Here is a 26902-nt window from a genome sequence, read left to right as displayed (position 1 = left end):
TTAAAATTGCTCACTAGATTAAGCGAGTTGTTAAGTAGAATCAGAGGTCTTGGTGATAATAGCTCAGGGTTTGTAGGGCAAGCGCAAATACATCTGCGCTGTTATCACCATTGACGTTTTTAACCACAGTCACCGCGCGTTGATGATCAACACACATAATGGTCATGGTAATGCCACCCATACTACCGCCAGAGTGCATTACCGCGTGTGGCATGTCGGCCATCAATGCTTGTAGTTCAGTATCATGTTGGTATTTTTCTCTTTGCTGATAGTTTTTGAAACCTGTCATCCAACCAATACCAAAATTGACCTGTTCACTATTATTGAGTGTGGCTGGGGTAAACATTTCATCCACTGTGGTTGCTTTTAGATAATTGCCTTGCGTGTGAGCTACTGCAAACTTGACGATATCACTTGGTGTTGCAATAAACCCACCGCCTGCCCATTTATAGCTGTGATCGGTCTGCGGTGAGTTAATTAAACGGCCCTGATCAACGCTATAAGGTCTTGCACGATGTGGGATCAGGGTAAACTGCTCATCAAAGTATGTGTCGTTTAACTTGAGTGGCGCGAAGACTTCTTGTTCGATAATTTGTCGAAAGTTGCGTTTCGGATCAGCGCCTTCCATCGCAGCGCTAACTAATGTCCAAGCGAATGTTGAATACTGCTGTTTGGTGCCCGGCTCAAACAGTAGGGGATCATCTTTAAACATGGCTAAAGCGCTATCAATATCGCCATACCATTTATTGAGCAAAAACTCATTGGCGCCTTTTTTGTAATGGCGGATCCCTGCGGTATGTGACGCGAGTTGGCGCAGTGTTAAAGTTGCGTGTTTCTCTGGCCAGTTAGTTACATAGTCGGTTACAGGTTTGTCTAAGTTAATCAATTCCTTGTCGTAAAGGCGCATCATAGCGGCAGTGGCAATAAGTTTAGAGACACTACCAATGCGAACTTTATGCTCTGGACTCATCAAAACTTGGTTTTCTATATCGGCAAAACCATAACCCTTTGCCGCGATTATTCCTGATTTATCAGCCACTGCGACAGTAATGCCCGGTACTGTTTTCGCACTCACCGCCGATTGAAAGGCGGCATCAATCGCTTGTGGTAGTTCAGCTGCGCTAGTGACATGGGCAGCAATCAACAGTGGTAGGCTGATGAGTGAACGAGCTATACGGTGTTTGAGCATGGCGGCATCCTTTTTGAGTAACCTTGCAGTCACTATTGTTATTATTTTTTAAGGCATTTTTAGATTGCTCAAATTTTCTCTAGATGACAACCCATAGGCGCTTAATTGCACATTTTTCACGTTGTGATGAACATTTAAAAAGAGCATAAATAATAACGATTGATTATTTTTTAGTTGCTTTCACTTTTTAAGGTGTTTACAATCGCCGCGATTTTAACCATTCACACACTGTAGAGGAGTAAACAATATGACTTATACAACTTGTTCCTTTGCAGGTCGTTTTCTTGCCTAGCTAGAAGCTATTTCTTTATTAGCTTTTCAAAGCTAAGCCTGATCAATTAATCAAAGACCTGCCAAATCATTTTTCGTTAGCATTTTTCTATTGCAGAGAAAGGAATTGGTATTATGGGCAAGTCCGTCCAAAAACTTACTGATAACGTTAGCCTTATTGCGTCTAAAGAGTCGTGGATTGAAGGGCTAGCAATACAACAATTAATTAAAACTTCTGAATTACCTGGTATGCACGCTGTAGCGGGTATGCCCGATTTACACCCAGGTCGAGGTTACCCCATTGGGGCTGCCTTTTTTACAGAAGGTAGAATTTACCCCGCTTTAGTAGGGAATGATATTGGCTGCGGTATGTCGCTTTGGCAAACCAATACTAAGTTAGCCAAGTTAAATGTAGATAAGCTCGCAAAACGCTTAAGCGATGTTGAACAGCCGCTAGATGAAAGTTGGCACACATTGATTAGCGAGCGAAAACATGAACTAGCTATCTCACAAACTGGTTTTGATAGTGCCCTTGGCACCATAGGTGGTGGCAATCATTTCGCTGAATTTCAGGCGATTGAAGAGGTGTTTGATCAACAAGCTTTGCTTGCTTTAGGCCTACAACCTAAACAACTGCAGCTATTGGTGCATTCTGGCTCTAGAGGGTTAGGGCAAGCTATTTTAGTTAAGCATATTGCAGAGCATAACCATGATGGCCTTGAGGTCGTGAGTGATGCCTTTACAGATTATATGGCTAAACATGACGAAGCACTGCGTTGGGCACAGTTAAACCGAGAACTGATCGCACGGCGTTTTTTACAAGCTATTCGTGCTGGTGGCGAAGAGGTTTTAGATGTAAATCATAACCTTGTAAGTCAATCACAGATTGCAGGACAAGCAGGCTGGTTACATCGAAAAGGCGCTACACCCAGCGATCAAGGGGCTGTGATGATCCCTGGCTCTCGCGGTGATTACAGTTACTTAGTTAAGCCAACGGCTGTGCAAAGCGTAAACTTACGCTCCCTTGCACATGGCGCTGGTCGCAAATGGAAGCGTGGAGAATGCCAAGGCCGTTTGAGTCACAAGTTTAAAAAGGAAGATTTATATCGCACTGCGTTTGGTAGCAGGGTGATCTGTAATGATAAAACGCTGCTTTATGATGAAGCACCACAAGCTTACAAAGACTGCCAAACAGTTATTGATGACCTTGTTGATGCAGGGCTGGTTACTGTAATTGCTAAATTAAAGCCTGTGCTTACCTTTAAAACACAAGGAACGTGCGGATGATCTTAGTGCAATTATCGTCAGGGACGGGTCCTTTAGAGTGTTGTAAAGCGGTTGCTATGGCTGTTAAGCGCCTTGAGGGTGATGCTAAAGCGTTAGCTATTAAGATGAATACTCTTGCTGTAGAGCAAGCTGAACTTTCAGGCTGCTACAAATCGGTATTGCTTGAATTAACTGGTGCTGAGCCGCAAATTTTAAAACAGTTTGCGCAGCAATGGCATGGCTCGATGTTGTGGGTTTGTCAAAGCCCATTCAGAGCAAGGCATAAGCGTAAAAACTGGTATTTTGGCGGTCAACTATTTGAAATAGCAGAGCAAAAATTTGATAGCGAGATCCGCTTTCAGCAATGCCGCGCAAGTGGCGCGGGAGGCCAACATGTAAACACCACTGATTCGGCTGTTCGTGCTACCCATGTTGCGACAGGAATTGCTGTTCGAGTAGAGAGTGAGCGAAGTCAGCATGCGAATAAGCGTTTAGCCCGAGCTTTGCTAATGCAAAAACTGGCAGAGCAAGCTCAGCAGGCTGCAAGCCAGCAGCAAAAGTCGCGTTGGCAACAACACAATGAGTTGCAACGGGGTAATCCGATTCGTACGTTTAAGGGCCCTGAATTTAGCCAGACTCACAAAGGAAAAGGTTAGCAAATAACATGGAAAATTTACTGTTTATATGTAGCCGTAACCAGTGGCGTAGCCCAACGGCAGAAAAGGTATTCAACCAATACAATGGCATTAAAGCCCGCTCTGCAGGTACAAGCCCACGAGCGAGGCACACGGTAACAACGGCTGATATTAATTGGGCAGATATAATTTTTGTGATGGAACATAAGCATAAACAACGCCTTAAAGCGCAGTTTAGCCGTTTATTGCAGCACAAGCCGATTCAGGTACTCGATATACCCGATGAGTACCAATATATGGATGAGGCACTCATTGAAACTTTAAAGCAGTCAGTTGATCACTATTTCGACCACACTGAATAATAAATAAAACGAGGATAGAACGATGTAATTCCATCAAGGCACAGCAATCCAAACACTTATAGTGACACTACTATGAGTACGTACTGCTGTGTCTATTTCTATGAAAGCTAAATGAATCTAGCTACTAATTAGAGTAGATATGGAGAAATATGATGAGAATTAAATATCCTCGTACCCCACACCTTCCATGGTCATTAGGGGCTACGAATGACGACGTAACGCAACGAGATTTAAGCCATTTTGTCGGCAAACAAGTTGTGGTCACGGAAAAAATGGATGGTGAAAATACCACCTTATACAATGACTACATTCATGCAAGATCGATTGATAGCCGCTTTCATCCATCGCGCGCGTGGGTAAAAGCACTGCAAGCGCAAGTCGGTTATAAAATACCAATCGGATGGCGTATTTGTGGTGAGAACCTTTATGCAAGGCATTCAATCTCATACAACAATTTGCCAAGTTATTTTATGGCTTTTTCTGTGTGGAATGAGCTCAATCAGTGTTTAAGTTGGCAAGACACTAAGCAGTTTCTTGCAAGCTTGGGGCTAACAACACCAAAGGAGCTGTATGTTGGTCTTTGGTGTGAGCAAACAATTAAAGCTATTTCGATAGATACGGTGAACCAAGAAGGCTATGTGGTGCGACTTGCTGAAGGTTTTCATTACAAAGATTTTGCAAGTGCGGTAGCTAAGTGGGTTAGAAATAACCATGTAACCACCGAGCAGCATTGGATGTACGCAGACGTTATTGCAAATGGTTTACAAAAATCGGCAGGGGGCAAGTATGGAAAAAGTTGAAAACTGGTTAGCCAGCCTTGAGCTGCAAAATACTCCTAGTTTTGCCGAATGTGTAAAGAATCTAGGGTGCTTTTTTCCGTTATTAAATGAATTTGAGCAAACAGAGCAGGATTCAATTTGGCATGCAGAAGGTAATGTCGCAATACATACTGATTTAGTGCTTAAAGCTGTTTATGAGTTGCTTGCAGCTGAGGCTTCTCATATCACAGGTAAAAAGCGACAAGTATTGATTTTATCTGCCTTACTGCATGATATAGCCAAGCCATTGACCACCCGAAAAAAGGAGATTCAAGGTCAGTTAAGGGTTGTAGCTCCGTTACACGAAGAAATTGGTGCAAGTTATTTAGCAACGAAGTTGATAGAGCTTCCGCTTGAGCACAGTGTGATCATGGTAATTATGGGCTTGGTGGGTTTTCATCAAGTGCCAAAACGCCTTGTGATTAAAAATCAAGAGTTTAGTGATTATTTCAAGTTGTCACTAAATGCAGACTTAGAACTTCTCTATTGGCTTGAATTAGCCGATATGCGCGGTCGAGTTTGCAATGACTTGGCAGTACAGCTTGATTTGTTAGAGCAGTATCGCATGTTTGCACAAGATTATGAGTTATGGGGGGTAACTAATCCCACAACTACATATTTAGCGCGGATACAGGTTAAGCCTACTAAGTCAGAGCAAACATTGTTGGATGGTTATGCCATAAAACAGTTAGCTGATGGAGACATTAAGCTTGTCGAAGAAGCCATTGCGAAAAACTATACAACCTGTCAGCAGTACAGTCATTGCTACATTATGTGTGGTATCAGCGGCAGTGGAAAATCAACTTGGATCGCAAATAACTTAGTCGATTTTGAAGTCATCTCACTTGATGACATTAGGGCTGAAATTAACGGTAAACGTAGCTGCCAAAAAAGTCGCGGGCAAGTTTTGCAACTTGCTAAGCAACGCTTTAAAAAGGCACTAGCTGAAAAAAGAAACCTAGTGTGGGATGCCACAAGCACCCGTAAAGACTTTAGAGAACCATTGATTGAGTTAGCTATTAATTACGGGGCATTAGTCACATTAGTGGTATTTCAATTAAGCGCTAAAAGCTTAAAACAATACAACCACAATAGAACGTTTAGCGTCAGTGATGACGTGCAGCAAAATCAGCTTAAAAAGTTTGAATGGCCTTGGCAAAGCCAAACACATAGACAATTAGTGATTGGCGAAGCAGGGCAGCTACTTTATCAATTTGGTCGTTTTTAATTGTTACAAAATAGGCTCGCATTGCGAGCCTATTCTTTGTTTTTTAAGCGCTTATTTAAAAAATAATCTAGATAGAATAGGCCAACACTAATCGTAGGAACGAGCACCCATACAGGGAGTTTTATCAGGCTTCTTAATATCATTATTGGCATCAAGATAATAAATGAAAACGTACCCAGCCCTCCATCATCATAGGAAGTGCCACTCTCCCATGTTAATGAAATCAATCCCGCTATTAATATCAGGCTTGCTAAAATTGCGGGTAAACGCAAAGTAATGAGCTTTTTCATATAATTCCTTTTTAATTTTAAATAACAAAACTATTCGCTCTCGTATCGCATAAGTGTCGTTTTAAACAACTGATTTAAAGCATCAAAATCGACGACTTTCTTCTTTACGTTAGCTGTGTAGTTTTTATGCCGTGTTAACTCTGCTTCGATAAACTCATTAATTACAGGCACAGCTGGCGCGTATTCTTTTTCTAGGCTTACCCGTTTTCGGGCGAGCAAATCTGAAATCGCAGCATCCAATGCTAGGTTGTCTTTGACAAGCTCCCTTAGTTTATCAAACTCAATCGGAGCTGGTTCATCGTATTTTTCGAGCCACATAATCGCCAGTAGTGGTCGCAATACGTAAAAGTATTTTTTCAGCGGAACGTGTTCTTTTTTTAGATACTCTCTAAAGTTACCTTTTGCCATATGCAAGTAATGATAAATGCCTTTATGAGATGACACTATCTGTGGCATTAGTCGCTTTGCATGTGCAGCAAAAAAGCCATCATCAACATACACTATGGGTGATTGTAACCACTCAATAAACGCGGGATTTGATTTGCTGAATAGTTTTAGTGCTTTACGAATATCCCAACCATTTATATCGATTTCATCGACGATTGGGTATTCAATTACATCTCTTTGCTCTTCAACATCAATTGCTACATACCAATCTTTAGCATGCGCATAAATAAAGCGCACATCATAATCACTGTTAGGACTTGCAAATCCCCATGCTCGGCTACCCGACTCAATAGCAAATAACACTTTAACGTTATGTTCTGCTTCTGCCGCTTTTATGCGTCGCATTATTTCAGCTCTAACACTGTCATCGATTGCTGAGTGTGCTGTTGTGTTATTCATTTTGTTTCCTTACTAATTTGCTCCGTGAAGTAATCACGTAGTTGCTTTATTTCTGCTTCGCGAACTGCTTTTCCGATGGCTATGCCGCTTTTACCTTGGCGTATTGCTTGTTGCACAAGTGCTTTTTTATCTAGCTTGTTTAGTTGTTTTACTAAATCCAGTGCAAGTGTTCGTTGAGCATAAGGCCGATGTATAAAACTTGGTCCCCGTCCTTGCGCATCACACTGACACGCATCCAAAAACTGCAAAAACCGCGCAGGCTTATTTTGCGCATTTAGCTTGTCGACAAGTAATTTATGTAATGTTTTTGGTGTTAGCTGTGCGATTTTGTGACAACGCGTATGATTGTCACTGGTTAATGCTGCCAGCTCATAAAACCGTTTAGGCACTTTTAAACGCTGACAAAACGTCTTGATCACTGCTACGCCGCGTTGTTCATGGCCATGTAAATTACCGTTTAGCTCAAAGCTCGTCGCCTTGCCAAAATCATGCGTTAATGCGGCAAAGCGAGTTTCTACATCAAAATTTAGCTGAGCCGCTCTTTGCAAAACTAAAAGTGTGTGGGTGTAAACATCGCCCTCAGGGTGGTGTTCTTTTGGTTGGGGAACACCACTCATTGAAACCATACAGCGTCTTGAAGTAAAGCTCAGGGTGAGGCTCAGCAAGTGCTTTTTCGGTTTCTTTCCAAACCCGTTCTGGCGTTAAATAAGCTAACTCACCTTGTTGGTGTATTTGCATCATTAATGCCTTGGTATCAGGATGTATAGTAAAGCTTTCACCAAAACGAGCTAAAAATCGAGCCACTCTCAGTACACGTAATGGATCTTCAGCAAATGCGGCTGATGTATGTCTAAGTACCTTGTTATTTAAATCTTGTTGGCCGTTGAATGGGTCTATAAGCTCGCCATCAGCACTCATCGCCATTGCATTGATAGTTAAGTCTCGTCGCGCAAGGTCGTCTTTTAGAGTTACGCTGGTACTGGCATTCACCGTGAACCCTTTGTAACCACGACCTTGCTTTCGTTCAGTGCGAGCGAGGGCATATTCTTGCTTGGTGGTTGGATGTAAAAATACTGGAAAATCACTACCAACAGTTTCAAAACCTAGGGCTAACATGGTTTCTGGTGTTTCACCCACAACAACAAAGTCTTGATCCGCTGCCGCTCTGTTTAGCAACTTGTCGCGAACTGCACCACCGACTAAATAAACTTGTTTTAATGTGTTTTCCATTGCCGATCATCCTAATTAGGTATCAGTTAATAATACCTGCCATAGGTTATCATCAAGCTGAGTAAAAGTTATCTCTACATGCAAAAGCGTTTTTATGACCTCTGCATTGGTTAAGCTGTGCAAGCTTGGTTCACTGGTTTTGAACTCGCCTTTACCGGCTAAAGCTAATGGCAAGAGCAACTGATCTGCCAGATGTTCTTCTACTGCCGCTGCTGATTGGGTAAATTGTTTAACCTGCTTTACCGCTTTGAGAGCCACTTTTTGTGCTGCAATACCATGTTGACCAATAACTTCAAAAATACTGTTATGGGTGTCTGATGTTATCTGTAGCTGCAAGCTGTTTCCTGCTCCAATACTTTCTACTCGAGTTATCATTGTTTCAGCGCCTGTCCAATCAAGGTATTGTTTTACAGTGCTAATTTCACGCTTCGCAACATGCCCCGGTAACTTGTTAACAAGTACTTTAATCGCCTTTTTGGCATCCTTCGTTGGCTGTGCAAAATGCGCAAAGGGCTTTAATGTTTCACACGGGTAAATGGTTAACTGCCATTTGCCACCACCGGCAGGGTAAAAGCCATACTTGGTAACAGTGAGCTCACAATACACCCCCATTTTTGCTAAAGCTGGCAAATAACAGTGCTCAAAAAAGCACAGTGAAGGTGACATGCCATTATGTGTGCCACCTTCAAAGGTTATGGTAGAGGGCTGCTTTGCTGTCGCTAATGCCAGTAATACAGTTTGGCATACCAGCGTTGTACTGCCTGCTGTGCCAATCGCAAAGTGATAATCACCCGCTTTTATTTGTTTAGGCGCAAAGCGAATATGGTTTGAGCTTAGTTCAACTCCTGCTGTTTCGGCATCACAGATTTGTTGTGCTGCTAACACACAGGTTAGGTGTTGGCGTAACAGGCCAGGCTTTTTTCGCTTGGCCCGAATATTAACAACTTCAATGGCTTGCTTGGTTAACATTGATAAGGTGAGGGCGGTGCGAAGTACTTGCCCTCCGCCTTCACCTTGTGCACCATCAATTATTAAATAGTTCATTATCATCCTTTTACGCAGACTATTTGTTTTAGTGTATGTACAACCTCAACCAAGTCTTGCTGTGCTGCCATAACCTTTTCAATATCCTTGTACGCATGCGGAATTTCATCAATCACCGCAGCATCTTTGCGGCATTCTACCCCTTGGGTTGCCGCTATTTGATCTTGAATATTAAAGACCTTTTTAGCTTTTGTACGTGACATGACTCGGCCGGCTCCATGACTACAGCTATTAAAGCTATCTGGGTTTCCTAAGCCGCGAACAATAAAAGAGCGCGCTCCCATACTTCCGGGAATGATCCCCATTTCACCATTTTGTGCACGTACAGCTCCTTTGCGTGTTACAAAACAATCTTTGCCAAAGTGATGCTCACGCGAGATATAGTTATGATGACAGTTAACAGCAAGCTCCGCGGTTTCAAAAGCGATAGGGATTTGCTTTTTAAGCGCTTTGATAGCGTTAAACATCATGATCTCTCTGTTTTTAGCTGCAAAATCTTGCGCCCATTCCACAGCCTCAACATAGTCATCAAAGTATTCGCTTCCTTCTTTCAGATACGCAAGATCCATATCAGGTAAGTTGATTTGATGACGCTCCATCTCTTTTTTAGCCAGCTCGATAAAGTAAGTGCCTATGCGGTTACCAACTCCTCGGCTACCTGAGTGCAGCATGATCCAAACTGCATTGTTTTCATCTAGGCAGAGCTCTAAAAAATGATTGCCTGTGCCCATCGTACCTAGGTGATTTACATGATTACTGTTTTTAATTGCAGGGTGCTTAGCGCAGATTTTTTCAAACCGCTTCTCAAGTTTTTGCCACTCACCTGCAACAACATCAGGAATATTATGCCAAGCACCTCTGTCGCGAGCCCCTCTACCTCGGCCCGTTCGACCATGTGGTACCGCAGCTTCAAACGCATGACGAATTGCCGCCAGATTATCGGGCAGTTGCGAAGCCGTTAACGTTGTTTTAGTTGCAACCATGCCGCAACCAATATCAACACCTACCGCTGCGGGGATCACTGCATCTACAGAGGGAATGACGCTACCTATTGTGGCGCCTTTGCCCATGTGAACATCTGGCATGACCGCGATATGAGAATGAACTAGCGACATTTGCGCAATATTATTTAATTGAGCAATAGCTGCATCTTCAAACGGTACGCCTTTTGTCCATGCCTTTATAGGTACCTGTCCTTGTTGTTCGATTGTGTTGTAGTTATTACACATAATTTGATTCCTTACTCGTCCTAGCCTGTTAGGCTATTTTTACGACCCCGTTCATTAGCCCTTCAAGGCCGCCATAAACGGTTAAGTTATTTATTTTTTCTGCGACTTTCTCTAATGCCTCTAACTCTTTAAGGCGCATTAGCGTCGGGTTGTTCTCAATTACTTTCGCGGTGTTGTGTAAGCTGCGTGTTGCTGATGTTTCTTCACGTCGCTTTATTACATTTGCCTCAGCTGCTTTTTGCGCTTCGACTACTTGATTTAAAATGGCTTTCATCTCGCCCGGTAAAATAATGTCTTTCACACCAACGCCAGATAGAGCAATACCAATCTCCTTAAGTTGTTCAATCACCAGCTCTTTCACTGTTTCATTGATATACAACTTATCTAATAAGATATCATCGAGCGTTTTTGTACCAACCGCTTCTCTGAGTGCTAGTTGTAGAGTTTTGTAGATGAATTCATCCAATTTATCTACGCTCTTTGCTGCAAGCTCAGCATCCATCAGCTTGATATTGGCAGTTAAATTAATGCGTAGGCTAACTCGGTCTTTGCTGAGAATTTCTTGCCCAGATACTTCTACGCTTTGTGTTCTACAGTCATAACATTTCACTTCAATATCATGGTTAAATTGCCAATAGGCATGAATGCCTGGCTGCAACTTGCCAATAAAGTGGCCGTTAATGTAAAGTAAGCCTACATGCTCTTTCGCGACTTTAAACTCGGCAATCGGTTTGATTGCGACTGTTTTTTCGCTTCTAATTAAGCGAGTTGCGCTATTTGCACCTGCTCGATTAACTAAATTTAATAATTGTTCAGGCACCGCTTGTGTGCTGTTGAGAGTAATTCTTTCAAGTTTTATAGCCCCTGCATCTTGCCAAATATATAAGTGCTCACCAGGAGCGACGATCCCTTGTAGTAAATCATCCACGTACAACATACCTAGTTCGTTGTTCTCAAGTTTCCAATGACTTATATGCTGTTGCAAGATTGGGTTATTGCGGTACAAACGTTCAGTATTTCGCTCTGAGAAATACAGCGAGTTAATATCAAAGGTGACAAACTCAAGCTGCTTGTGAAAATCCCAATAACGATGCTTTCCTGGTATTAACACGTCTGTTAGTTGCTGGTCTTTAAAAACGAGCACTCTTTGGTTCTCTGCTACTAATTGTGTTTTTCTTAACATGTTCTATTTCCTTATTGATTGTTAGCAAGTGTGTATTTGTTAACTGAAAAAGGCTTTGGACGTCGCAATAACAGGGAGCATCCGGCTTGCTGTTATCGTTCATGCTTAAGCGTTTATCAGTCAGCGCAAACAACGACTTACTAACATTTAAAGTTACGATTTTGACTAAGGCGGGATTTGAACCCGCAACATCCAAATTGGTTTTGGTGCTCTACCTGTTTGAGCTACTTATAGTATTAAGATGGGAATCGAACCCATGACCGACGAAATCATTTCGCTGCTCTACCTCTGAGCTACATTAATAGTTTTGTGATTAGGCATACGTGTTCACAGTGTGTAACGCACCAGGGTGATATTTGAATCACTCCTAATTAATCACACTTCTCTATTCCAAGAGCTGTGCCACAACTAAAAAAGATTGTTTTTATTTTATAAAGAACTGATTTTTATGTTTTTATTCTATTTTTGCAGTTTGTGTTGTGTGATGAGGTACTTGACGATAGTGTTATTTGGTATTTAAATAGATATAGTTTCTATCTGTAAGGATACATTTTGAAAAGTACGATTGTGGTGAGTATTCTCGGAACTCAATTAGACTATGTGGGTAAGCGCGTTGACCGTTGGGCAAGATGGCGACCCAATGTCAGTTTATGTAGTCAAGAAGAGTTCATCGTTAATAAGCTGTATATGATGCATGATACTCATAGCTCGCGTTTAGCGAATAATGTTGCAGTAGATATTGAGTCAGTTTCCCCAGAAACCACGGTATGCCTTGAAAATATTAACTTTATAGACCCTTGGGATTTTGAAGAGGTTTATGCCAAGCTCTATGATTGGTGCCATCAACAGCGTTTTGATACTGATCAGCACGATTATTTTTTTCATATCACGACTGGCACCCATGTTGTGCAGATATGTATTTTCTTATTAACCGAGAGTGGTCATTTTCCTGGGCGTTTAATTCAAACATCACCCGATAAGCATAATCAAAATAAAGCGACAGGTAAGATTCAAATTATTGATTTGGACTTATCTAAGTATGATCAACTTGCCACTCGTTTTGATAAAGAGCATTTAGAAGGTAATGTATTTTTAAAAGGCGGTATTCAAACTAAAAACAGTGCATTCAATAAGTTGATTGCGCAGATTGAAGTTGTGGCAATTCGTTCAGATGATCCTATGCTTCTGACGGGCCCTACGGGAGCTGGTAAAAGCCAGTTGGCAACGCGAATTTATAAACTGAAAAAGAAGCGCGCCATTTTAAAAGGTGAGCTTGTGTCGGTTAACTGTGCCACGTTACGTGGTGAAAATGCCATGGCTGCTTTGTTTGGCCACACAAAAGGGGCCTTTACTGGTGCTCAAAGAGAGCGAAGCGGTTACTTACTCACTGCAAATAATGGTGTGCTGTTTTTAGATGAAATTGGCGAGCTTGGTTTAGAAGAGCAAGCAATGCTGTTACACGCCATTGAAAATAAGACCTTTCATCCAGTGGGCAGTGATCAAACTGTTGCGAGTGATTTTCAACTCATAGCTGGCACTAACAAAGATTTAAAAGCCGAAGTCGAAAAAGGGCTGTTTCGTGAAGATTTATTAGCGCGTATCAATTTGTGGAGCTATCAGTTACCGGCATTAAAAGACAGAAAAGAAGATATACCAGCCAATATTGACTATGAAATGGGTTTATTTGAGCAAAAAACTGGGCAGCGAATTCAATTCAATAAAGAAGCAAAGCAGCTGTTTGAGCAGTTTGCTATGTCGAAGCGAGCGGTATGGCGTGGAAACTTTCGTGATTTAAGCTCTGCAATTACTCGTTTATGTACTTTAGCGAGCTCTTCGCGTATCACCGTTACTGATGTTAATGACGAAATCGCACGGTTACAAGACTCATGGCAATCTAATGTGCAACCTAAAGCGTCTAATTGCCTTGCTAACTATTTGTCAGAAGAGCAAATAGCGAATTTAGATCAGTTTGATATTGCTCAGTTAAATTATGTGCTTAGTATTTGTGAGCAGCATTCAAGCATGGCCTCAGCTGGTCGTGAATTATTTGATGTGAGTCGTACCAAAAAAGCACAAGCCAATGACTCAACTCGATTACAAAAATACTTACGTAAATTCAATTTAGCATGGTCTGACTTAGCTTAAATTATTTGTATATACAAGTTTAAATATTAGATATTTAGTAAAAATAAACCCCGCATCTTTGCGGGGTTTTTACTTTTTAACAACCAGTTAAGAATTAAAAGTCAGTCGGTGCTGGTGGCACGGTGAGAGGCTTTTTCGGATTGTCTTTTAGCTCTTTTAAAAGCTCTTCTACGGCACGTTCAATCGATGGATCTTTACCTTGGTAGATGAGCTCTGGGCGGTCAACTACCTTGATATCAGGGGTGACGCCTTCGTTTTCGATGATCCAGTTGCCATCGTTATCTAAAATGCGGAATGTTGCCGCGATAACTTGGCCGCCGTCGACAAGACTTGGGTTACCCGAAATACCAATTAAACCACCCCAAGTACGGGTACCAATGAGCTTACCTAACCCAGCTTGACGGAAGTAGTAAGGAATAGCATCACCGCCAGAACTTGAGTAACCATTGATCAGCATGGCTTTTGGACCATCATGAGCAAATTGTGGGGTTTTAGTTGGCTCAACTCCACGGCGTTTCCAATAGTTAAGCGGTTTACGGCCAAGCCAAGTGATCATGTGTTCAGGAATAAAGCCGCCGCCATTGTATCGGTCATCAATAATCATGGCGTCTTTGGTGGTTTGCGGCATGTAGTTTTTAAACATGGCGCGGTTACCTTCGTAGGCTGTATTTGGTAAGTGAACATATCCAATACGACCATTTGATAGCTTATCAACGTAGGCTGCACGAGAGTTAACCCAGTCTAAATAGCGCAAGCCTTGCTCGCTAGCTACAGGCTTAACGGTAACTTGCCATGCACCTTTGCTGCGCGGTTTACTGTTAAGGACTAGCTCAACTTGCTCACCTTGAGTGTTCTCTAGTAATTCGTAGAAGTTAGCAACGTCTTTTACTGAGCGGCCATTTACGGCAATGATGAAGTCGCCGTTATGTGCTTTTACCCCTGTTGTACCAAGTGGTGAGCGGAAGTCTTCATGCCAGTTTTCACCTTGGAAGATTTGCTCAATTTTTACGTATCCAGATGGATCGCTGGCAAGTTTTGCACCTAATAAACCATGCTTTTTACGCTCTGCTTTAGGCATATCACCCGACTGCACATAAATGTGGCCTGAGTTAATTTCACCTGCGATTTCACTGAGAATGTAATCTAAGTCACTACGGTGTGAGATAGCATCAGCCATAGGTTGATACTTGGCTAAAATTGCGTCCCAATCTTGGCCGTGATGGTTTTCATCGTAGAACCAATCACGCAATGTACGCCAGCCTTCAACATACATTTGTTGCCATTCAATCTGTGGCTCAATTTTTAAGGTCATGTTACTAAGATCTAGCTTATTTGCTGCTAGGTCTTGTTTTGCTTTTGGCTCAATTAAGCTGTAATCGTTACCCGCATGCACAAGCAGGTGTTCACCGTTGCTTGAAATAGTGTAGCTGCTTACCCCTTTAGCCACAGTTTCAAGCTCGCTGTCGTGAGCTGTGCCTATTAATTGTAGGCCGCCATTAGCCAGTGTTAGCACGCCATCTTTGACTGCCGTTAAACTGCGATAATCCCCTGCTGGTGCATTTAAAGCGGTTACACGTTGCATAAAGTCGCTGCTTTGCAGGGTATTTTTCGCTTTCTTGTCTTCATTTTTTTGTTTATCGCTGACGATCGCTGTTTCGTCACTTTGTAGCGCGATAAGCGGTTTGATACTGTCATTTACGGCAGCGGCATAAATACGCGTTGCACGATTAAACATGTAGTCAAACTCATAGCTGCTGAAGGCTAAGTTAAAGTCGCGCTCAGAGCTAAAGTAGAGGTATTGGCCATCAGGAGAGAAAGTTGGGTTTTGCTCATTGGTCATTTCATCCGTTAAGCGAGTCACTTTCTTTTTATCAATATTGTAGTGCCACAGTGAGGCATAGCGGTTTTCATTGTTTTTCACAAACACAATGTCTTCGCTATTTGGCGACCAAGTATATTGGCGAATGCCTTCTTCATCGTAGATGCTGGTATCAATTTTGTGTTGTTTACCCGATTTTGCGTCTATCCACCAGAGTGTGTGGTTCTTATCTGCAAATAACAGCTTTGAGCTATCTGGTGACCAAATTGGCGTAAAGCGCCAAATAGTTCCATTGCTGGTTAGCTGCTTGGTGGCATTATTTTTACTGCGATCTTTTAAGTAAATTTCGTATTCGCCACTTTCATCGCTCATATAAGCAATATAACGACCATTTGGCGACCAACTTGCGTCAATTTCGCGGCCTGTTGCTGTGTAAGATAAGTTACGCGTTGGGCCCTGTTTAACTGGTACGCTAAATAGCTCACCGCGGGCAGTAAAGAGCGCACGTTTACCGTCATGAGAAATCGACATTGAGTCGATAAAGTCGCTGACATTTTTTGTGTACGGCATGGCATATTGACGCACACCAGCAATGTTAATGCTCAGCTTAGTGCTTTTTTGAGTTTGTGGGTCAAAGCGATAAAGGTAGCCACCATTTTCATAGACAACGGCATTTGGGCCTGCTGATGGCCACAGTACGTCAAAGTTTTTATGGTTGGTTAGTTTTTTCGGCTCAGCGCCTTTTTGGTATTGATACAGGTTAAGGGTGTAATCACGATCAGATACAAAGTAAATGTTATCGCCAACCCAGGTTGGTTGCTGATCGGTAGCGCGGTTACTGGTTAGCTGCTCTGAGGTATTGCTTTTTAAATCGTAAACCCAGACATCTTGTGCACGACCGCCACGGGTGCGCTTCCATGTACGAAATTCACGATCAATTGGCGTGTAAACATATTTACTCCCATCTGGCGAAAGCATGCCACCGCCCGTTTCTGGAATAGCTAGAGGCTGTTCAAGGCCACCGTCAGCAGGCACCATGTATGGACGACCCATACGCTTACCCCACGGTGTGCGATTAGCACGAAATACCACATTTTTGCCATCTGGTGTCCAATCGAGAACACGATAATCAAAACCGCCGCGTGGTGGCATTGGGCCAACATCGTTGTAGTAAGTCAGCTGTTTTAAGCCTGAGCCATCGCTGTTAATGACATATATTTGGCGGCTGCCATTGTACTCAGCCGCAAAGGTAATGCGTTTACCGTCAGGTGAAAACTTAGGGAAGGTTTCAAAGCCAATATGGTCAGTTAAGCGTTTGCTCTCGCCTGTTTGCGTATTAGCAATGTAAATATCGCCACCGTAAACAAAGGTAACATTTTGATTATGAATATCTGGAAAACGCAGTAAGCGCGTGTCTTTAGTTTCGTAAGCTGATGCCCAAGGTGCCAGTGTCGCAGCCATGGCCAGTGCCAACGTTGTTAGTTTTTTCATGGGATTACATCCTATTTTGGGAACTGTTACATCATAACTATTCAGTTTCAAATAGCGATGCTGATGCGATGAAAGTCTGTTACAAAATATGAATAAAAAAGGTTGGCAGTAAATGCCAACCTTTGCGAGCTATGTCATACCATAAAACATAACTTCTTAGTGGTCGTGATCATCACTTTCTTCTGCGATACCTAACCAAGTGATGGCGCTTGGTGCAAAGGTCAATTCAAGATCACCTTCAATTTCAAGGTCTTCGATATGTACTTTTAGTACGTGCTGAGCAATCGGGTCAGCAACGTAAGCAAACTCGCTATTTTGTGACACAGTCATGCTAAAGTTCATGCCTTCTGGCATCGCTGTTATGTCTTCTTCAGTAATATCTACTTTACCTGCAAGCTCCCAGTGCATGTGGCCGTCGTGCTCATGGGCTGCAAGCACGTTTAAAAAGCCTAAGCTATCAAGAACCAAAAAGTGCTCACCGCTTCCTGAGAATGAGTAAGAAACAGCGCTTGCGCCTTCATCAAGTTGCCACTCTAGGGCTTCCATTTCAGCTTCGCTCGGATTGATGCTCACAAAAACTGCGGCTCCGCCACCATGACCAGATGCAACACCAATAAAGCCGTTGCTTGATTCATGACCATATAAAGTACCGATTCTTAAATCGCCAACCGCTTCAATATTTGCGATTTTTTCTGCATGGTATTCATCGTCATGCTGGTGTGCTACCAGAACACCGCCGCCACAACCAAATGCTACATAATCATGGTTTTGCGCTGCACCGTGTAAATCAGGGCAGGTAACTTCAATTGTTTGTTCAAGCTCATATTCACCATCATGTAGATGGAAAACACCAATTTGATCCGGCAGGATTTTCGCATTAGAAGTGCTTTCGCTATCAGCACGACGTAATGTAGCAACGAGGTGCTCACCTCGAGGTTCTGCAACACCATGCATATTGATGTCGTACTGAATACCCGTAAGTGTTGTTGTTTCGTTTGCAATGTCGTTATCGGTTAATACTTCTACTGAGGCAACGGTACCTGTATCGGCATTACCATCGTAAAACACGGCCATTTGGCCATCATGTTTAACGATGTGAGTAGGGCGACTGCCGGTTGTTAGCTCATAGTTACTAAATGCTGGGCCTTGTTTATAGTCATGTAAATGGTCGCCATGATTTTCGCGCCATAAACCGCTATCAATAAAGCCTAAGTAATCTTGGCTGCGGTTAGCAATAACGGCATAACGGTAGTTTGGTGAAACATTTAGTGAGCTTGAATCATGGATAAGCGAAAACGTTTCTAGTAATGAGTCGTCATCTAAATCAAAGATATTCGCTTCGTTGCTATCAGCTGCTAAAACCGCTAAACGACCCATTGAGTCAATGGTATAACCGTCATCATGATCGTGATCATGGTCATCACCACTGTCGTCAGGAACCTCGATAGGGTCTTTCTCAACAATATTTGTTTCTGCGTCACCACATGCGGTGATCAGGGTGCTACTAATTGCCAGTGCCAATAGTTTTAATCTAAATAAGTGTGTCATGTAGGTTTCCTTTATTTGTAATTATGTTTTAGAAGTAGCCGCGAACACCAAGCGCAAAACTGCGCCCAGGACGTGGTGCAATATTTTTTAAGAATGAGCTATGAACGCGAGCTTCTGTGTCCGTTAAGTTTGTGCCTTTTAAATACAGCGATAGGTCTTGGTTCAGTACCGATAAGTCATAAGAGATGCTGGCATCAACGAGGGTGTAGCCGTCAGTTGTGGTTTCTTCATGCGCTATGCGGTCTTGTTCTTGGTAGCGTGTAACGTGAATATTTGCCGTTAGATTCTCTGTTTGATAGCTAAACTCGGTACCAAAACGCAGTGGTGGAGTACGCGGTAAATCTCCACCGTCTTTTAGACGAGCACGTACATAATCTGAGAATAAATCGACTTTTAATTCGTCGGTTAGCTGCCAAGCAACTTGCGCTTCAAAACCATGTAAAACAACATCGTCTGTTTTAAATAAATAAACGGGTAGTTCAGATGAATGATCGTGCTCATCTTCGTGGTTATGTTCGTCACCATGGTCGTGGTCATGACCGCTTTCAGCGTAAAAACCTGTGTTGATCTGGTAATAATAGTTATCTACTTGGTTGTAAAATGCATTGAAGATAAAACCAACATCACCCTCGGTTTTACGAAATGTAAGGTCGATATTATTTGCAGTTTCTAAATCAAGAGCTTCTTGTGAAAGCTCAAAATGACCGTCATGAGTATCGAAAAGCGCACCGACTTCATAGGTTGCTGTGCCTATGTGTGGGCCGAAAGATAACAGCTCAGAAGCAGACGGAGCTCGCTCAGAACGCGATACCGATAAACCAAGGTTATAACCCGGAGTAAAGTCCCATACCACCCCTGTTGATAAACTCACCGGTGTGAACTCTTGGGCAACATCAAATACACGTGTGTAGTTTGATTCTTCGTGTTCATGTTCGTGGTCATGGTCGTGCTCATCGCCTTCTTCATCATGAGCATGGGCGTCAATTTCTGGTAACAGCACATTGTTAGCATCAATAGTGACTCGCTCAACACGGCCACCTAATTGCACTAAAAAATCACCAAAATGCTTTTCTTCCATAATTGCAAAGGCAATACTTTCAGTAACAGAAGGGGGGGTGAAGGCTTCAGAGCCTTGTGCTTCAACATCACTTTTTTTGTAATGAAAGCTAACGCCACCATTCCACTCATCAAATTGGCTATGCAGAATGTCAACGCGAAGCTCATTGGTTTCGTTTTTGAAGGTTGTGCCTACTGAACCGTGTTCGATTTCAGCGTGTTCGTAGTCTGTGTGGCCAGCACGTAAGTTAATTTTGCTTAGCCATTCACTGTCGATATTGTATTCACCAAGTAGCTGGATTTTGGTTTGCTCGAGGTCTGCAAAAACGGCTTCTTCTTCGCTGTGCACCTCTTCGTGGTCATGTTCTTCATGCTCTTCTTCACCATGTGTATGGCCAGGAATACCGTATTGGCGGTTAAACTGCTCAACCGCAACACCAAGGTAACCTTGCTCAAATAAGTAACTAGTACCAACAGTAAAGCCATCTGAGTCTTCATTACTGTTTTCTACTACGTACTTTGAGCTGCGCTCGGTGTCGTCAATATCGGCAGCAACAGGTACTTCGTAATCGTCTGATTCACGCCAGAATGCATCAGCATAAAAGGCAAATGACTCTGTTCCTGTGGTGGCATTAAACGAAGCAACTTTTTGCTCATCTACAGAGTTATGTTCTAGGTTCCATTCACCACGTGTAGTGCTGTCAGTTGGTACTCGGCTATCAACTACGTTGACGACACCACCAATTGCACCGCTGCCATAAAAAAGAGTTGCTGGGCCACGTAAAACTTCAATTTGCTGCGCCGTTGATGCTTCAGATGCAACTGAGTGATCAGGACCAACACGTGACACATCACTCACATCTAGGCCATTTTGCGTTATTAAAACACGTGGGCCGCTTAAACCACGGATCACAGGGGTACTGGCAACCTTGGCATGGAAGTTTGTGTTAACGCCGGGTAGTTTTTCAAGGCTATCACCAAGCGTTGATGCTTGTTGGCGTCTTAATTGCTCGCCAGATAACACACTAACTGGTGAAGCAGATTCCATTGCCGACATATGAATCGGTGTTGCTTCAATATCAATAACTTCAATGGGTGAACGTTTTAGATTAAAAGTTGTAGTGTGGTCTTGGTCATTGGCAAGTGTGATATCTCGGTGCAAGTGAGCGTAACCTGGGGCTGAAATATGCAGCTCTTTTAAGCCGTTATTTAACCCGCTGATTTCAAACTCACCTTTGTCATTAGTTGTTACTTTTTGATCTGAGCCTTCAAGGTCAACTGTTGCATTAGCAACTGCTTTACCTTGGTTATTTAAAACAACGCCTTTGATTGATTGCGCCAAGACACTGGCTGGTAATAACGCTGCTATGACGACAGCGACTCTTGAGATGTTATTCATTATGCATCACTCTTTGGTATGTTATAATGTATCAATTGTGCTTTAATTGTTATAATGTATCAAGTATGAATCGACGAATGAGTTTTATTCTTTTTTGTAACAGTATGCTTAAAGAGAGGTAAATGGAGTGATTGTGGTTATGAAAGCAGCAAAATTGGTAGTGATATGCTTGATGGTTGGATGTATTTTTTCAGCTCAAGGGCATCAACACCATCATCATTCACATGGTGAGGGAGTGCTTTTTGTGGTTCATGACCAAGGTAAGTGGCAAGTTAAGTTCATTTTGCCGGCTGGAGATATTTTTGGCTTTGAGCATCAGCCTGAAACCGCTGAGCAAAAGCAAATTATCAAACAAACATTAGCCCAGTTAGCAAATTCAGAGCAGTTAGTGACATTTAACGGCGAATGTAAGCTTATTCATGCAAATTTTGAAAACCCATTTGAGCATCACTCTCATCATTCACATCAAGACCTTGAAGTTGAATACTCGTTTAGCTGTGATAAACCGGTCTCTAAAGTCACTGTTACTTTGTTTGCATGGGCTGAAGCGATATCTGTTATTGAAGCGCAGTGGATTACAGAGCAAGCGCAAGGGATAGCCGAGCTTACAGCAACAAAACCTTATATTGAGTGGCCGCTATGAATAAACAGCGATTAACCAGCACACTTAATAAAGCAAAGCAGGTTTGCCTTGAACATGGCAGAAAATTCACCATTCAGCGCAAGCAAATACTGCAAATATTACTAACCACAGACGTACCGCTATCGGCCTACGAGTTGGCCAGTTGTTATAAGCTGCGCACAAGCTCGAGTGTATCTGTCATGTCTGTTTATCGAATCTTGAGCTTTTTAGAATCGGTAAACCTTGTTCGCAGGCTTAATAGTGCTAACAAATATATCGCTTACGGTACCGACAGTGAGGTTTTTAAGCGTGAGATTTCTTTGTTTTTGATTTGCCGTCATTGCCAAAAAGTAGAGACTTTAGCGGTTTCACAGAGTGATGTTGCAAAGCTTTTCCCTCATTTTGATGATGCAGGTTTTACCTCACAAACAAAGCAATTTGAAATGATGGGTGTATGCAATGAGTGCCAAGCAAAAATTGCTTGATGCGTTTTTAATAATTCATGTGTTCAATTTTATAGGAATTATTCAGTGAAATTACAAGAAAAGATGGATAAATTTGCCATAGGGTTATCAGCTATGTGTGCTATTCACTGCTTAGCTGTGCCTGTGTTATTGGTTTTATTACCAAGTGCTGCAGCATTGGGTTTAGGTAACGAACAGTTTCATTTTTGGATGTTGGTTGCGGTACTGCCAAGTAGCTTATTAGCACTGTTTTTAGGCTGTAAAAAACATAAGCGTTACCGATTATTGATGCTAGGCGGTGCAGGGCTGGTGTTGTTGTCTGCGGCAGTGCTGCTTGGCGAAAATATTATTGGTGAGGCGGGAGAAAAAATACTTACTTTATTGGGCTCGCTATTTGTCGTCATTGGGCATTGGTTTAACTTTCGCTTGTGCGGAAAAAAACGAGGGAATGAGTGCCTTAGTTCGTAGAGATATAAACTTGTTGGCCAAGCATTGATTGGCCAACAAGCTCATTCAGTAATAACTGAATTACTTGTAGAAGACTTCTACAGACCCTTTTACTTTTAATAGTAAAGGTTGGCCACGGCGATCAAGCGCTTTTGGAGAAGCGACTTTGATCCAGCCTTCGCTGATATTATATTCTTCAACGTCAAAACGCTCTTTGCCGTTAAGTTTTACACCAATTTCATGTTCGAAAACTTCTTCCACATAAAATTTACTACGTGGGTTGATAGAAAGTTGGTTTGGTAATTCTGGTTTTTGTGTATCAGTCATAGTTGCGATCTGCATTGAATAAATTGTGCGCCATTGTAGGCAATAGCTGGCATTGGCTCAAGTATCTGCATGGCAAATTTATTGTTTACTCGCAGGCTTGTTCTGAATGTTCGACGCACATGGCAACGGCTTCACTCTTTTTGTCGAAGTCGTGTGTTAAGCAGTAGTCAAAACGCATGGTTAACTCAATCACTTGTTCGCCCTTACGCTCTGGCCAATGCCAGTCTCTCACTATTTGTCTTGCTGCCTTTCTAACATCTTTACTAAAGCGCTTAGGTGCTGAATTTTCTATATTTAGATTTTTCACATCGCCTTGTGGTGTTACCTGAAAGTTGACAATTGCGCAGCCACTGCCTTGTCGATTCAACAGCCCTGTCGGGTATTGTACATGAGACATTGGTGGGAGTCGTTGCCAGCTAGGCTTATCCGTAGTGGTATCTAGTACCTGTGCTTGAATATCAACAAATGGAAATTTACGTGATAAGTCAGGGTTTGCGAATGAGCTGATTGATGCGCATGTAAGCGTTAATGCTAAAAGTGATTTATACATAGTTTTCCTTAACTTGTTTGTTTTTTGGTCATTTATTAATACTAATGATGAACTTGTATTATGTAAACAATAAAAAGATAGTAAAAATTCGGTACTAAATGATTTGTTATACTATATCAGCTTGGTTATTTGTGTTATTTTATAACAAAACGTTTTCCCTTAATCTCTACAATTAGACCTTATGAAGTACTCAACTCTTAGTTTAGCCTTAGCTGCGGCATTTGCAGCAAATACACATGCAGCTGATAACAGCGATATGGAAACGATCACTATCGAGCATAAACAAGCGTTTCGTGGTGATATTCCAACAAAAGATTTACCGCAATCGATCACCACATTAAGTAAAGACATGATGACTGATAACGGTATCACTAAGTTTCGCGATGCACTCGATTTTTCTGCCAGTATTAGTCGTAAAAATAATGGCGGTGCGTTATGGGACAGCTACTCTATTCGTGGCTTGTCGGGGAACGAAAATATGCCATCTGGCTATTTAGTTAACGGCTTTAGTGGTGGTCGCGGTTTTGCAGGTCCGCGTGATGTATCAAACATTGAATATATTGAAGTGTTAAAAGGGCCTGGCTCAGCACTCTATGGTCGCTCAGAGCCGGGTGGTACAATTAACATCATCACTAAAAAACCGCAGTTTTATCAGCAAGGTCAACTTCAAGCCGAATTTGGCAGTGATGACCACAAGCGTATTCAAGGTGATTACACCAATGGTCTGACCGATGATTTAGCATTTAGAATCAACGGTGCATGGCAAGATAGCGACAGCTTTAGAGACTATGTACATCACGACAAATTCGTCATTACGCCTTCTCTTTATTACCAGGTTAACGACAAGTCATCGCTTACTTATGAATTTGAATATGTTGACCAACAGCAAATGTATGATCGCGGTATTGTGGTACTTAATGATGATTTTGATACCGTTCCTGAGTCACGCTTTTTAGGTAACCCAAATGATGCGCCAACTAAAGTTCACTCTAGAGGCCATCAGATTAATTATAATTATGATTTTAATAGTCAGTGGTCATTACTAGCAGGGGCTAACTATCGTTCAGCAACCCTGACAGGAGAATCATCTGATGCTGAACTATCGCCATCTCGCCAATCTTTGTTTGATGATGGTAGAACGTTAACTCGTCAACATCGTTACCGTGATTATGAGTCTGAAGATACCTCTGTACGCTTTGAATTAAGTGGCCATTTTGATTTTGCAGGTATTACGAACCATGTACTCGTTGGTGCTGATGCGTATGATTATGAATTACGCACGGGGTTATATCGCTATCGTGGTGGTAATGGTACCTACACTATTGATATCTATGAGCCAGATTACAGCACTGGCAAAGGCCCTGAAATGGGCATGCAATACGAGAATAAAGAAGAGCAAAATGCTTATGGTATCTATTTGCAAGACCAGCTTGATTTAACCGATAACCTAAAAGTGATGCTAGGTCTGCGTTTTGATGAAATTGAGCAAGACATCTTTGAAACTAAGTCAGGTGTTGCTTCTAACAGTAAAGAAAATCGCATTAGCCCACGTTTGGGTGTGGTTTACGCTCTTAATGACGATATTAACTTTTACTCAAGCTACTCAGAAGGCTTTTTACCACTTAGCGGCACCGACGCAGAAGGTAAGCCATTCGGTTTTGAAGAAAGCGACTCGTTTGAAGTCGGTGTTAAATTTAGCTATGCCAATATCAGCGGCACGCTTGCTTACTTTGATGCAAACAAGAGCAATATGCTGGTGGCAGACCCAGTCAATGTGGGTTATTCAACGCCAGTAGGTAAAGCAAATAGTACAGGTTTTGAGTTAGATTTAACGGGTTCATTGGGTGACAATACCGAATATAATTTATCGTATGCTTATGTTGATGCCGAGACAGCAACAGACAGTTTAAATGTTGACTGGTTAGTACCAATTCCGAAAGGCAGCCCACTTGTTAACGTACCAAAAAATAACCTTTCAATTGGTTTAAACCATGACTTAAGTGTATTTGAACAAGAAATAAAGATTGGTGGCCATTACCAATATGTGTCTGACCGTTTAGGCGACCCTGCTGATTTGACTTTTCGTCTGCCGAGCTATCAAACCGTTGGTTTATTTGCTAAATGGCGAGCGACTGAACGTACAACGGTATCATTAAATGTTGATAATGTGTTTGATGAAGAGTACATCGCAAGCTCATACAATGCATTGTGGGCCTACCCGGGCGCTCCTACGCAATTTAAACTTGGCGTGAGTTATGACTTCTGAGCACGTTAAAAGCCGTATTCACAGTATCGACATCATGCGTGGTGTCGTTATTTTGCTGATGTTACTTGATCATGTGCGAGAGCGCTTTTTCTTGCACATGCAGGTGGCTGACCCTATGGTGGTTGATACGACATCGCCGGGGCTTTTTTGGAGTCGCTTTGCTGCACACTTTTGTGCGCCGACCTTTATCTTTTTAACCGGTTTATCGGCGTGGCTTTATAGTCACCCAGCAAGTGGTGTAGCGCGCTCTGCACGAAGTTTTTTAATAAAGCGAGGGCTATTTTTAATCGCGCTAGAAGTAACCCTCATTTGTTTTTCGTGGATGGGTTACTACCACACCATTTGGCTACAAGTGATGTGGGCGATTGGCCTTTGTATGCTGGTGTTAGCATTATTGATTAAGCTGCCACGTAATCTATTGCTGGTACTTGGCTTAGTTATTGTATTTGGTCATAACTTACTGACCCCAATTAGCTTTACTCCTGATGAGTTTGGATATTCGCTATGGACGATTTTGCATGATCGAGGCTATCTATCTCAAGGTGGTTTAATCGACGTAAAAATTAGCTACCCAGTGCTGCCTTGGATTGGCGTTATTTTATTGGGTTACTGTGCAGGTCCTTTATATGCGCACACTCAAACGGCGGATTCGCGTAAACGAGCATTGCTGCTGTTAGCGCTGTTATGTGTGGGATTATTTGCTGTGCTGCGTGGTTTTAATATTTATGGTGAAACCCTGCCTTGGCAAATATTTAGCACCACAACAGAAACTATGATGTCGGTGTTTAACGTGACTAAGTACCCTCCATCACTAAGCTTCTTGCTTATCACTTTAGCAGGCATGTTTGTTGGTTTATGGTTCTTTGAAAGGCCGCTTAATCGCTTTACCAATGCACTACGTGTATATGGATCTGTGCCTATGTTCTTTTATATTTTACACCTCTATGTGCTTTTAATTATGTATCAAATTGGTATGTTGATATGGGGTGCAAATCAAGGACAGTATTTGGGAGTAAGTGATATATCCGGTATTTGGTTTATTACTTTACTGTTGGCAATAGGGCTTTATTGGCCAACCAAGAAGTTTAGTGAATATAAACGTAAGGCTAATAAGCCTTGGTTAAAGTATTTATAACGAAAAATGCCGATATGCTAAGCATATCGGCATTACTTACTAT

General features: G+C 42.2%; 22 protein-coding genes, 1 tRNA gene and 1 pseudogene. 11 read left to right on the top strand and 13 right to left on the bottom strand.

What is annotated here, in order from left to right; genetic code table 11:
- Nucleotides 1–40: 40 nt before the first annotated feature.
- Entirely contained in the window at nt 41–1189 is a 1149-nt protein-coding gene (locus HCZ11_RS09555; protein WP_167658304.1) for a serine hydrolase, read from the bottom strand.
- A 405-nt stretch (nt 1190–1594) separates the two neighbouring features.
- Here HCZ11_RS09555 and HCZ11_RS09550 point away from each other — a divergent pair, with 405 nt between their 5' ends.
- The 5 genes from HCZ11_RS09550 to HCZ11_RS09530 all read left to right on the top strand — a co-directional run bounded on the left by HCZ11_RS09550 (nt 1595) and on the right by HCZ11_RS09530 (nt 5768).
- Nucleotides 1595–2746, top strand: coding sequence for an RNA ligase RtcB family protein (locus HCZ11_RS09550; RefSeq protein WP_167658303.1), 1152 nt, complete (start codon nt 1595–1597; stop codon nt 2744–2746).
- Nucleotides 2743–3381, top strand: coding sequence for a peptide chain release factor H (prfH, locus tag HCZ11_RS09545; protein WP_167658302.1), 639 nt, complete (start codon nt 2743–2745; stop codon nt 3379–3381). The genes HCZ11_RS09550 and prfH overlap by 4 nt, the downstream gene beginning before the upstream one ends.
- 8 nt (nt 3382–3389) lie before the next feature.
- A complete protein-coding gene (locus HCZ11_RS09540; protein WP_167658301.1) occupies nt 3390–3722 on the top strand; it encodes a low molecular weight protein tyrosine phosphatase family protein in 333 nt (110 codons plus the stop codon).
- A 149-nt stretch (nt 3723–3871) separates the two neighbouring features.
- Nucleotides 3872–4522, top strand: a complete 651-nt coding sequence (locus HCZ11_RS09535; RefSeq protein WP_254869132.1) for an RNA ligase family protein — start codon at nt 3872–3874, stop codon at nt 4520–4522.
- Nucleotides 4509–5768, top strand: coding sequence for an AAA family ATPase (locus tag HCZ11_RS09530; RefSeq protein ID WP_167658300.1), 1260 nt, complete (start codon nt 4509–4511; stop codon nt 5766–5768). Before HCZ11_RS09535 ends, HCZ11_RS09530 begins: the two co-directional genes overlap by 14 nt.
- A gap of 29 nt (nt 5769–5797) precedes the next feature.
- Here the strand turns inward: HCZ11_RS09530 and HCZ11_RS09525 are convergent, their stop codons facing one another.
- The 7 genes and pseudogenes from HCZ11_RS09525 to HCZ11_RS09495 all read right to left on the bottom strand — a co-directional run bounded on the left by HCZ11_RS09525 (nt 5798) and on the right by HCZ11_RS09495 (nt 11894).
- Nucleotides 5798–6058 (bottom strand): hypothetical protein, encoded by a 261-nt coding sequence (locus HCZ11_RS09525; RefSeq protein WP_130167314.1) that lies wholly within the window; start codon nt 6056–6058, stop codon nt 5798–5800.
- A gap of 30 nt (nt 6059–6088) precedes the next feature.
- Nucleotides 6089–6904 carry a nucleotidyltransferase domain-containing protein gene (locus tag HCZ11_RS09520; protein ID WP_167658299.1) on the bottom strand — a complete coding sequence of 272 codons (816 nt, stop codon included), beginning with the start codon at nt 6902–6904 and terminating at the stop codon, nt 6089–6091.
- Nucleotides 6901–8134: pseudogene (locus HCZ11_RS09515) on the bottom strand (multifunctional CCA addition/repair protein). The gene HCZ11_RS09520 and the pseudogene HCZ11_RS09515 overlap by 4 nt, the downstream one beginning before the upstream one ends.
- 15 nt (nt 8135–8149) lie before the next feature.
- Complete coding sequence (rtcA, locus tag HCZ11_RS09510; RefSeq protein ID WP_167658298.1) at nt 8150–9178, bottom strand: RNA 3'-terminal phosphate cyclase; 1029 nt, start codon at nt 9176–9178, stop codon at nt 8150–8152.
- Nucleotides 9179–9180: 2 nt separating this feature from the next.
- Complete coding sequence (locus HCZ11_RS09505; RefSeq protein ID WP_167658297.1) at nt 9181–10407, bottom strand: RtcB family protein; 1227 nt, start codon at nt 10405–10407, stop codon at nt 9181–9183.
- A 28-nt stretch (nt 10408–10435) separates the two neighbouring features.
- The gene (locus HCZ11_RS09500) at nt 10436–11590 is read right to left on the bottom strand and encodes a slipin family protein (RefSeq protein WP_167658296.1); all 1155 of its coding nucleotides are present in this window, start codon (nt 11588–11590) and stop codon (nt 10436–10438) included.
- Between the two features lie 233 nt (nt 11591–11823).
- Nucleotides 11824–11894: transfer RNA gene (locus HCZ11_RS09495), tRNA-Ser, on the bottom strand.
- 248 nt (nt 11895–12142) lie between these two features.
- Here HCZ11_RS09495 and rtcR point away from each other — a divergent pair.
- Entirely contained in the window at nt 12143–13735 is a 1593-nt protein-coding gene (rtcR, locus tag HCZ11_RS09490; RefSeq protein ID WP_175580417.1) for an RNA repair transcriptional activator RtcR, read from the top strand.
- 94 nt (nt 13736–13829) lie between these two features.
- On the opposite strand, the gene HCZ11_RS09485 is transcribed toward rtcR, so the two are convergent.
- The 3 genes from HCZ11_RS09485 to HCZ11_RS09475 all read right to left on the bottom strand — a co-directional run bounded on the left by HCZ11_RS09485 (nt 13830) and on the right by HCZ11_RS09475 (nt 21048).
- Nucleotides 13830–17045, bottom strand: a complete 3216-nt coding sequence (locus HCZ11_RS09485; protein ID WP_167658295.1) for a S41 family peptidase — start codon at nt 17043–17045, stop codon at nt 13830–13832.
- Nucleotides 17046–17201: 156 nt separating this feature from the next.
- Nucleotides 17202–18593 (bottom strand): 5-methyltetrahydrofolate--homocysteine methyltransferase, encoded by a 1392-nt coding sequence (locus HCZ11_RS09480; RefSeq protein ID WP_167658294.1) that lies wholly within the window; start codon nt 18591–18593, stop codon nt 17202–17204.
- Between the two features lie 28 nt (nt 18594–18621).
- Entirely contained in the window at nt 18622–21048 is a 2427-nt protein-coding gene (locus tag HCZ11_RS09475; RefSeq protein WP_167658293.1) for a TonB-dependent receptor, read from the bottom strand.
- Nucleotides 21049–21187: 139 nt separating this feature from the next.
- Here HCZ11_RS09475 and HCZ11_RS09470 point away from each other — a divergent pair, with 139 nt between their 5' ends.
- Genes HCZ11_RS09470 through HCZ11_RS09460 form a run of 3 tightly spaced genes read left to right on the top strand, consistent with a single transcriptional unit; the run spans nt 21188 to nt 22602 of the window.
- On the top strand, nt 21188–21691 hold the full coding sequence (locus HCZ11_RS09470) for a DUF2796 domain-containing protein (protein WP_167658292.1): 504 nt from the start codon (nt 21188–21190) through the stop codon (nt 21689–21691).
- Complete coding sequence (locus HCZ11_RS09465; protein WP_130050163.1) at nt 21688–22155, top strand: Fur family transcriptional regulator; 468 nt, start codon at nt 21688–21690, stop codon at nt 22153–22155. The genes HCZ11_RS09470 and HCZ11_RS09465 overlap by 4 nt, the downstream gene beginning before the upstream one ends.
- Nucleotides 22156–22200: 45 nt before the next feature.
- The gene (locus HCZ11_RS09460; RefSeq protein ID WP_130050164.1) at nt 22201–22602 is read left to right on the top strand and encodes a MerC domain-containing protein; all 402 of its coding nucleotides are present in this window, start codon (nt 22201–22203) and stop codon (nt 22600–22602) included.
- A 60-nt stretch (nt 22603–22662) separates the two neighbouring features.
- On the opposite strand, the gene HCZ11_RS09455 is transcribed toward HCZ11_RS09460, so the two are convergent.
- Nucleotides 22663–22908: a DUF3297 family protein gene (locus HCZ11_RS09455; RefSeq protein WP_175580416.1), complete on the bottom strand. Its 246-nt coding sequence runs from the start codon at nt 22906–22908 to the stop codon at nt 22663–22665.
- A gap of 85 nt (nt 22909–22993) precedes the next feature.
- Nucleotides 22994–23458, bottom strand: coding sequence for an energy transducer TonB (locus HCZ11_RS09450; RefSeq protein WP_130050166.1), 465 nt, complete (start codon nt 23456–23458; stop codon nt 22994–22996).
- Nucleotides 23459–23639: 181 nt separating this feature from the next.
- Here HCZ11_RS09450 and HCZ11_RS09445 point away from each other — a divergent pair, with 181 nt between their 5' ends.
- Nucleotides 23640–25724: a TonB-dependent siderophore receptor gene (locus tag HCZ11_RS09445; protein ID WP_167658291.1), complete on the top strand. Its 2085-nt coding sequence runs from the start codon at nt 23640–23642 to the stop codon at nt 25722–25724.
- A complete protein-coding gene (locus tag HCZ11_RS09440; RefSeq protein WP_130050168.1) occupies nt 25714–26859 on the top strand; it encodes a DUF1624 domain-containing protein in 1146 nt (381 codons plus the stop codon). The genes HCZ11_RS09445 and HCZ11_RS09440 overlap by 11 nt, the downstream gene beginning before the upstream one ends.
- The last annotated feature ends 43 nt before the right edge of the window (nt 26860–26902 follow it).

The sequence above is a fragment of the Pseudoalteromonas sp. HF66 genome, from assembly GCF_011806445.1.
GTDB classification, from domain to species: domain Bacteria; phylum Pseudomonadota; class Gammaproteobacteria; order Enterobacterales; family Alteromonadaceae; genus Pseudoalteromonas; species Pseudoalteromonas apostichopi.
This window is presented reverse-complemented; position numbering and strand designations above follow the sequence as displayed.

Coding starts and splice junctions, on each gene's coding strand:
- HCZ11_RS09555 (WP_167658304.1), bottom strand. CDS start 1,189: ATGCTCAAACACCGTATAGCTCGTTCACTCATCAGCCTACCACTGTTG.
- HCZ11_RS09550 (WP_167658303.1), top strand. CDS start 1,595: ATGGGCAAGTCCGTCCAAAAACTTACTGATAACGTTAGCCTTATTGCG.
- prfH (WP_167658302.1), top strand. CDS start 2,743: ATGATCTTAGTGCAATTATCGTCAGGGACGGGTCCTTTAGAGTGTTGT.
- HCZ11_RS09540 (WP_167658301.1), top strand. CDS start 3,390: ATGGAAAATTTACTGTTTATATGTAGCCGTAACCAGTGGCGTAGCCCA.
- HCZ11_RS09535 (WP_254869132.1), top strand. CDS start 3,872: ATGATGAGAATTAAATATCCTCGTACCCCACACCTTCCATGGTCATTA.
- HCZ11_RS09530 (WP_167658300.1), top strand. CDS start 4,509: ATGGAAAAAGTTGAAAACTGGTTAGCCAGCCTTGAGCTGCAAAATACT.
- HCZ11_RS09525 (WP_130167314.1), bottom strand. CDS start 6,058: ATGAAAAAGCTCATTACTTTGCGTTTACCCGCAATTTTAGCAAGCCTG.
- HCZ11_RS09520 (WP_167658299.1), bottom strand. CDS start 6,904: ATGAATAACACAACAGCACACTCAGCAATCGATGACAGTGTTAGAGCT.
- rtcA (WP_167658298.1), bottom strand. CDS start 9,178: ATGAACTATTTAATAATTGATGGTGCACAAGGTGAAGGCGGAGGGCAA.
- HCZ11_RS09505 (WP_167658297.1), bottom strand. CDS start 10,407: ATGTGTAATAACTACAACACAATCGAACAACAAGGACAGGTACCTATA.
- HCZ11_RS09500 (WP_167658296.1), bottom strand. CDS start 11,590: ATGTTAAGAAAAACACAATTAGTAGCAGAGAACCAAAGAGTGCTCGTT.
- HCZ11_RS09485 (WP_167658295.1), bottom strand. CDS start 17,045: ATGAAAAAACTAACAACGTTGGCACTGGCCATGGCTGCGACACTGGCA.
- HCZ11_RS09480 (WP_167658294.1), bottom strand. CDS start 18,593: ATGACACACTTATTTAGATTAAAACTATTGGCACTGGCAATTAGTAGC.
- HCZ11_RS09475 (WP_167658293.1), bottom strand. CDS start 21,048: ATGAATAACATCTCAAGAGTCGCTGTCGTCATAGCAGCGTTATTACCA.
- HCZ11_RS09470 (WP_167658292.1), top strand. CDS start 21,188: ATGAAAGCAGCAAAATTGGTAGTGATATGCTTGATGGTTGGATGTATT.
- HCZ11_RS09465 (WP_130050163.1), top strand. CDS start 21,688: ATGAATAAACAGCGATTAACCAGCACACTTAATAAAGCAAAGCAGGTT.
- HCZ11_RS09455 (WP_175580416.1), bottom strand. CDS start 22,908: ATGACTGATACACAAAAACCAGAATTACCAAACCAACTTTCTATCAAC.
- HCZ11_RS09450 (WP_130050166.1), bottom strand. CDS start 23,458: ATGTATAAATCACTTTTAGCATTAACGCTTACATGCGCATCAATCAGC.
- HCZ11_RS09445 (WP_167658291.1), top strand. CDS start 23,640: ATGAAGTACTCAACTCTTAGTTTAGCCTTAGCTGCGGCATTTGCAGCA.
- HCZ11_RS09440 (WP_130050168.1), top strand. CDS start 25,714: ATGACTTCTGAGCACGTTAAAAGCCGTATTCACAGTATCGACATCATG.